Here is a 5,543-nt window from a genome sequence, read left to right on the forward strand (position 1 = left end):
GGTGCTGCGCCGCCTTGGCCACACGCAAGCCTGGAGCCTGGCTGGTGGCCTGGCGCTGTGGCCGCGCACTGGCGCCGGCGTCAACGGTGTGAACATCCGGCTGGCATGACAGCCCTTCGAATCGTCCCGCCGCGCACGGCTGACCTGGATGCCTTGCTCGCCTTCGAGCTGGAGAACCGAGCCTTCTTCGAGTCGCACATCAATGCGCGGCCGACGGGCTACTACTCAGCCGACGGTGTCGGCGCGGCCATCGAGCTGGCGCTGCGCGAGGCACAGGACGACCAGGCCTACCAGTACCTGGTGTGGGACGCTGGCGTGCTGGTGGGGCGGGTCAACCTGAGCAAGATCCGCCGCGCGCATTTCCATTCGGCCGAGTTGGGCTACCGCATTGCTCAGTCGGCCGGCGGCCGGGGCATCGCGAGCGAGGCGGTGCGCCAAGCCCTGGCCAAGGCGTTCGGTGAACATGGCCTGGTGCGAGTCGAGGCCACCGCGCGGGCCGAAAACGAAGGCTCGACGCGGGTGCTGCTGAAGAACGGCTTCACGCTGTTCGGCCGCTCGACCAAGAGCTTCGAGCTGGCCGGCACCTGGTACGACCTGCTGCACTACGAGCGCCGCGCCGAAGCTTGAGTGCACGGCGCTGATGCAGCCGCCGGGCCCAAGCTTGAATCGTCGGCACCGGCGAAGCGCCGGGCCGAAGTGCCCGGCGTTGCGCTTCAGTGCCCGAAGCTGTAGTTGAACTGCTTCAGGATCGGCTCGTAGAGCTTTTCGACCATCGCGATGCAGGCGGGGTCGTAGTACTCGGTGTAGTTCTTCTTTTTCTTGACCGGCTTGGCCTCGGKCGCAGGTGCTGCTGCATTCTCGGCGCGGCCTTTGGTGACGTTGAACTCGGTCACCGAGAGGTGTTCGCTGATGCCCATGCGGCGCAGCGACTCGTCGAACCCGTCTTGCAGCGCCTCGAAGCGGATGACCATGTCCGCATGGGCCAGGAACTCCAGCGGCCCCTTGGCCAGCTTGTCGGTTTCTTCGTAGGTGCGGCTCAGGTAGGCCAGCCATTGCGGGAAGCTGTTGTCGGGCGCAGTGGCCTGCACGCCTTCGAGCCACGGGTACCTCGCCGGGTTGTCCATCAGCCGGGCGCAGTGCTTGATGTACTTGCTGACCAGCTGGTCGAACGGGTTGCGCACGCAGGTGAACTTGAAGAGATTTTCCAGTTGCTCCCGGCTCAGCAGGCCCGCCGCCAGGATCTGGCTGTAGGTGGTGTGGTGCATGCGCGCGAGCAGCTTGCCGTTGCGCGTGATCTCGTGGTCCGGCAGTGCCTTGCCGTCGAGCTTCTGCCGCAGCGTCAACGCAATGGCCTTGCTGGCCGTCTGCGGATTGGCGAAGAAGATGTAGTGATGTTGGTCCGAGTAAACAGCCATGGAGACCCTCCAGTCTTCGACGTCGAGCGGCGCGTTCTCGCACCCACATCAGGGCGAGGGAACTGCCATTGCCTTTGCTTCGCTGCGAAGGCCCGCGGGAACTGACTGGTCTCAAACACGCTGGTCGCCCGCTTGGGTGCGGGTCGATTCGCCGTTGTGCGGCGGTTTGACCGATGCGGCTTGCGATCCCTTCCCGTGGACTACAGCATCAAGTGCATCAGGTGAAACAAAATGTAGTGATCGCGGCTCCGCAGCGCAATCCCGTACAGGGCGTCAACGTCCCTTGAACAGGGGAGACGACAGTAAGGTTTTCCCCGAGAAACGGGAAAGCTTGGCACTGACGATCAGCCGGTGAGTCGCCGGGTCACCTGTGATCGGCCTTCGGGCGGCTGTTTTGGCGGATTGAGGGCTGTCCAAAGCGGGAAGACCCTGGATGGACCCCTTGTGGTGCATCAGCTTCGCATCAGGCCCGGTCAGCACCATGGCCTGGTGATCGATCACGCCACATCACCTTCAGACGGACCATCAGGAGTACCCATGACCATTCGTTCGATCCCTCGCCATCGCGCGTCCTTGGCCTGCCTTGGCATTGCCAGCGTCTCGCTGGCACTGACCGCCTGCGGCGGCGGCAGCGACCCCGATGAAGTCTCCCGTGCCGACGTGAAGGCGGCACGCACCGCCAGCGCCCAGGCCGCTCGTGAGGCGGCCAAGGGCCAGCCGGCGGCAAACCAGGCCGTGCAAGCCCAGGCCGCCACTCCGTGGGTGCCCAAGGTGACCGACACCTGGCAGTGGCAACTCACCGGCACCATCAACACCAGCTACAACGTCACCGTCTACGACATCGACCTGTTCGATGCGCCCGACTCGGTGCTGACGACGCTGCGCAACCAGGGCAAGCGCATCGTCTGCTATTTCTCGGCCGGCAGCGCCGAAGACTGGCGCCCCGACTACAGCCAGTTCAAGGCCGCCGACAAGGGCAACAACCTCGACGGCTGGCCGGGCGAGAAGTGGGTCGATACGCGGTCGGCCAATGTGCGCAACATCATGAAGGGCCGGCTGGACAAGGCCAAGGCGCGCGGCTGCGATGGCGTTGAGCCGGACAACGTCGACGGCTACACCAACAACCCCGGCTTCCCGCTGACGGCCAACACCCAGCTCGACTACAACCGCTTCCTCGCCACCGAGGCGCATGCACGTGGCCTGAAGATCGCATTGAAGAACGACGTCGACCAGCTCAGCGCGCTGGCACCGAGCTTCGACTTCGCCGTCAACGAGCAGTGCAACCAGTACAGCGAGTGCGGTGGCTACACAGCGTTCACCAACAACGGCAAGCCGGTGTTCAACGCCGAGTACAAGAAGCTCTGGCGCACCGATGCCAACGCCCGCGCCCAGATGTGCACCAAGGCCAAGGCGATGAACCTGCGCACGCTGGTGCTGCCGCTAAACCTGGACGACGCGTTCCGTTACAGCTGCGATTGAGCTGAGCTGTTAGGCGGCGCGCCGGCAATGGCTGGCGCGTCTCCTCGACCGTCTTGCTCAATGGCAGCAGGTGTGGCTGCTCCACAGCGGCGTGTTGCCGTCGTAGATCACGAGGTTGCCGTCGGTCTGCACGATCAGGCGAGCGCCTGGATGGCCGCTGGTGCCTGTTGACCACACCACATTGCCAGACCAGTCGTGCAGCAMCAGATTGCCATCGTTCTGCTGGATCGCCTGGGCCACCGGTTTGCCGGAGGTGCCGGTGGACCACAGCAGTCTCTTGCCCTGTCGTAGCACGAGGTTGCCGTCGTCGAGCAGCTTGAGGCTGAAGCGGCCATCGCACGATGACGTGGCCTGGTGCGGCGCCAGCCCTTGGTTCATCGACAGACCCTCGCAGCCTTCGGGCTGGCGTAGAGCAGCCAGGGCAGGGGGCTCGGCGACGCCCAGCACATAGTGCACCGACGCATCGGTGTAGCCCTTCTGCAGTTTCGAGGCCCCACTGGCGCCCGGTTGCCGCTGCAGGCCGGCAGGTGTGGCCACCGGCCCACCGCAGCCCGCGTTCGGCAAGCCGACGTGGCGCGACTTGTCCTTGTTGCGCAGCACGGTGAAGCCGTCGATGCCATTCACGGGGTAGCCGTACCCCATGTGGTTGCCCTTGAGGATGTTTTCCTTGACGGTCGCACCGCGCACGACGCGGTCGTCGCAGCCCCAGACCGCCGGGCCCAGCGCGATGCCGACCTTGATCAGCGCGCCGGCCGCGTCGATCGTGTTGCCCTGGACGACCGTGCCGGCGTAGTTGCCGCCGGTCGGGTTGTAGTCGACCAGGTTGATGCCGCCCAGCAGCACGCGGGTGTTCGCAACGATGGTGTTGCCGGTGACCAGTGAGCCCGGCGCGCCGAAGATGACGATGCCGCCGTCAGTCGCGTCGGTGATGGTGTTCCCGGTCACCGTCGAATGGCCGCAGGCCAGCGAGATGCCGTCGGCCCACTCGCCGTTAGGCATGCCGGCCGGGCCGATCTGGTTGTTGGTGATGGTGGCTTGCTGGCAGGCCGGCACACCGTTGGTGACGCCGCCTTCGATCAGGTGCAGCGCGCTCCAGCCACGCGGGTCGTGGCTCCAGATGTTGCGCACCACCTGGCTGGTGGCGTTGCCGCCGATCTCAATCAGCCCGGCGCCGTTGTTGATGCGCCCGAGTGCAGGCCGCGCGCCGTCGACCTCGATGCTCTCGATGTGGACGCCACTGTGCCCGCCGGTGATCGCGCTGGCCTGGCTGGCGCCGGTCACACGCAACACTGCACGCGTGTTGCCGGTTGGCAGACCTTGCGTGTACAGGCGCTGGTTCTCGGCCGTGAACTGCACCGGCGCCTTCAGCGCGAAGACGGCGCCGGGGCACAGCACCGCCTCGCTGCCAGAGCCGGTGAGCGCGGCGTTGATGGTCTGCTCGTTGCCTGAGGCCAGGCAGCCGGCAGCCCAGGACGATGAACTTGCCAGCAACGTGAGCGCCGCGGCCGATGCGCGAAAAACAGAGGACACCGTGGCTCCTTGGTCAGGCTCTTACTTCTTCTTGAAGCGGAACTTCTGGTTCGCGCTGCCACTGCAGGTCCACTGCTGGATCTTGGCGCCGTCCTGCTGGCTCTGGTCGGCCACGTCGAGGCACTTGCCGCTGTGCTGGTTGACGATGGTGTATTCGCCGGCCACGCCGGTCGGCTTGAAGATGAAGCGCTGTGCGCCGGTGCCGTTGTCGGTGTACTGCTGCACCTTGGCGCCATCGGCGTTCGAGGCCGCGGCGATGTCGATCGCCTTGCCGCTGCGGGCGTTGAGCAGGCGGTAGTTGCCGCCGCCCATGTCCTTCACGTCGAAGCGCTGCTTGCCGACGGCATGGCAGCTCATCTGCACGATCTGGGCTGAGTCGTCGAGCGAGCCACCCTGGACCTCGAAGCACTTGCTGCTGAACGTCGACTTGACCAGGTAGCGCCCGTCGTCCACCGGGCCGTCGCCACCACCGCCACCGGCCATGATCTGGTAGAACTCGTACGGGAAGTTGTTGACCAGGCTGTAGTTGTTGTAGTCGGTGCCGCCGGGCATGTCGCGCTGCAGCGCCCAGTAGGCCAGCAGGCCCAGGCCCTTCTCCTTCGCGAATGCAGTCACCTGCGTGGCGTCGCTCTGGCGGAAGACTTCGCTCTGTTCGTCGTTGACACCGATCATCGGCGTGATGCCGATCATGGCCCACAGCTGGGCGTCGGTCTTGCCGGTGTAGATGCCCTTGATCTGGTTGAAGGTGCCATTGGCGGCCATGATGGCCAGGTCACCCATCGGCCGGCCCTGGTCTGCATCGCGGCCGTAGTCCATCGCCATGATGTTGACCACCGAGGTGACGACGCCGGCAGACTGCGCGCTGCGCAGCAGGGTCAGCGCGTTGCCCGGCAGGCCGGTCGGGTCCACCGGCAGCGTGAACGAGACATACAGGCCCGGGTAGGTGGCCTGCAGCCGCTTGATGACGTTGTTGCGCTTGCTGTTCAGCGAGGTGTTGTTGAGCTGGCTGCCCTCGATGTCGAAGTCCAGCGCCTTGACCTTGGTGGTGTCGATGATGTTGCGCACCAGCGAGTACATCGCGTCCTCGCTGCAGGCGGCTTCGAGGTAGGTGCCCGATGC

The 5,543-nt window shown here is 65.5% G+C and carries 6 protein-coding genes; 2 read left to right on the forward strand and 4 right to left on the reverse strand.

Annotation, left to right across the window (positions count from 1 at the left end; translation table 11 throughout):
* The first annotated feature begins 105 nt into the window (after positions 1-105).
* Positions 106-627 (forward strand): GNAT family N-acetyltransferase, encoded by a 522-nt coding sequence (locus tag AC1DYI_RS25015; protein ID WP_477206841.1) that lies wholly within the window; start codon positions 106-108, stop codon positions 625-627.
* Between the two features lie 86 nt (positions 628-713).
* Here AC1DYI_RS25015 and AC1DYI_RS25020 read toward each other — a convergent pair whose 3' ends face one another.
* Positions 714-1,415 carry a sulfotransferase family 2 domain-containing protein gene (locus AC1DYI_RS25020; RefSeq protein ID WP_477206842.1) on the reverse strand — a complete coding sequence of 234 codons (702 nt, stop codon included), beginning with the start codon at positions 1,413-1,415 and terminating at the stop codon, positions 714-716.
* A gap of 273 nt (positions 1,416-1,688) precedes the next feature.
* Complete coding sequence (locus tag AC1DYI_RS25025) at positions 1,689-1,916, reverse strand: hypothetical protein (protein WP_477206843.1); 228 nt, start codon at positions 1,914-1,916, stop codon at positions 1,689-1,691.
* Between the two features lie 36 nt (positions 1,917-1,952).
* Here AC1DYI_RS25025 and AC1DYI_RS25030 point away from each other — a divergent pair, with 36 nt between their 5' ends.
* On the forward strand, positions 1,953-2,894 hold the full coding sequence (locus AC1DYI_RS25030; RefSeq protein WP_477206844.1) for an endo alpha-1,4 polygalactosaminidase: 942 nt from the start codon (positions 1,953-1,955) through the stop codon (positions 2,892-2,894).
* 57 nt (positions 2,895-2,951) lie between these two features.
* On the opposite strand, the gene AC1DYI_RS25035 is transcribed toward AC1DYI_RS25030, so the two are convergent.
* Positions 2,952-4,424, reverse strand: coding sequence for a right-handed parallel beta-helix repeat-containing protein (locus AC1DYI_RS25035; protein ID WP_477206845.1), 1,473 nt, complete (start codon positions 4,422-4,424; stop codon positions 2,952-2,954).
* A 21-nt stretch (positions 4,425-4,445) separates the two neighbouring features.
* The coding region (locus AC1DYI_RS25040) for an RICIN domain-containing protein (protein WP_477206846.1) at positions 4,446-5,543 on the reverse strand (1,098 nt) is incomplete at its 5' end.

The sequence above is a fragment of the Ideonella sp. P3_A4 genome, assembly GCF_056403075.1.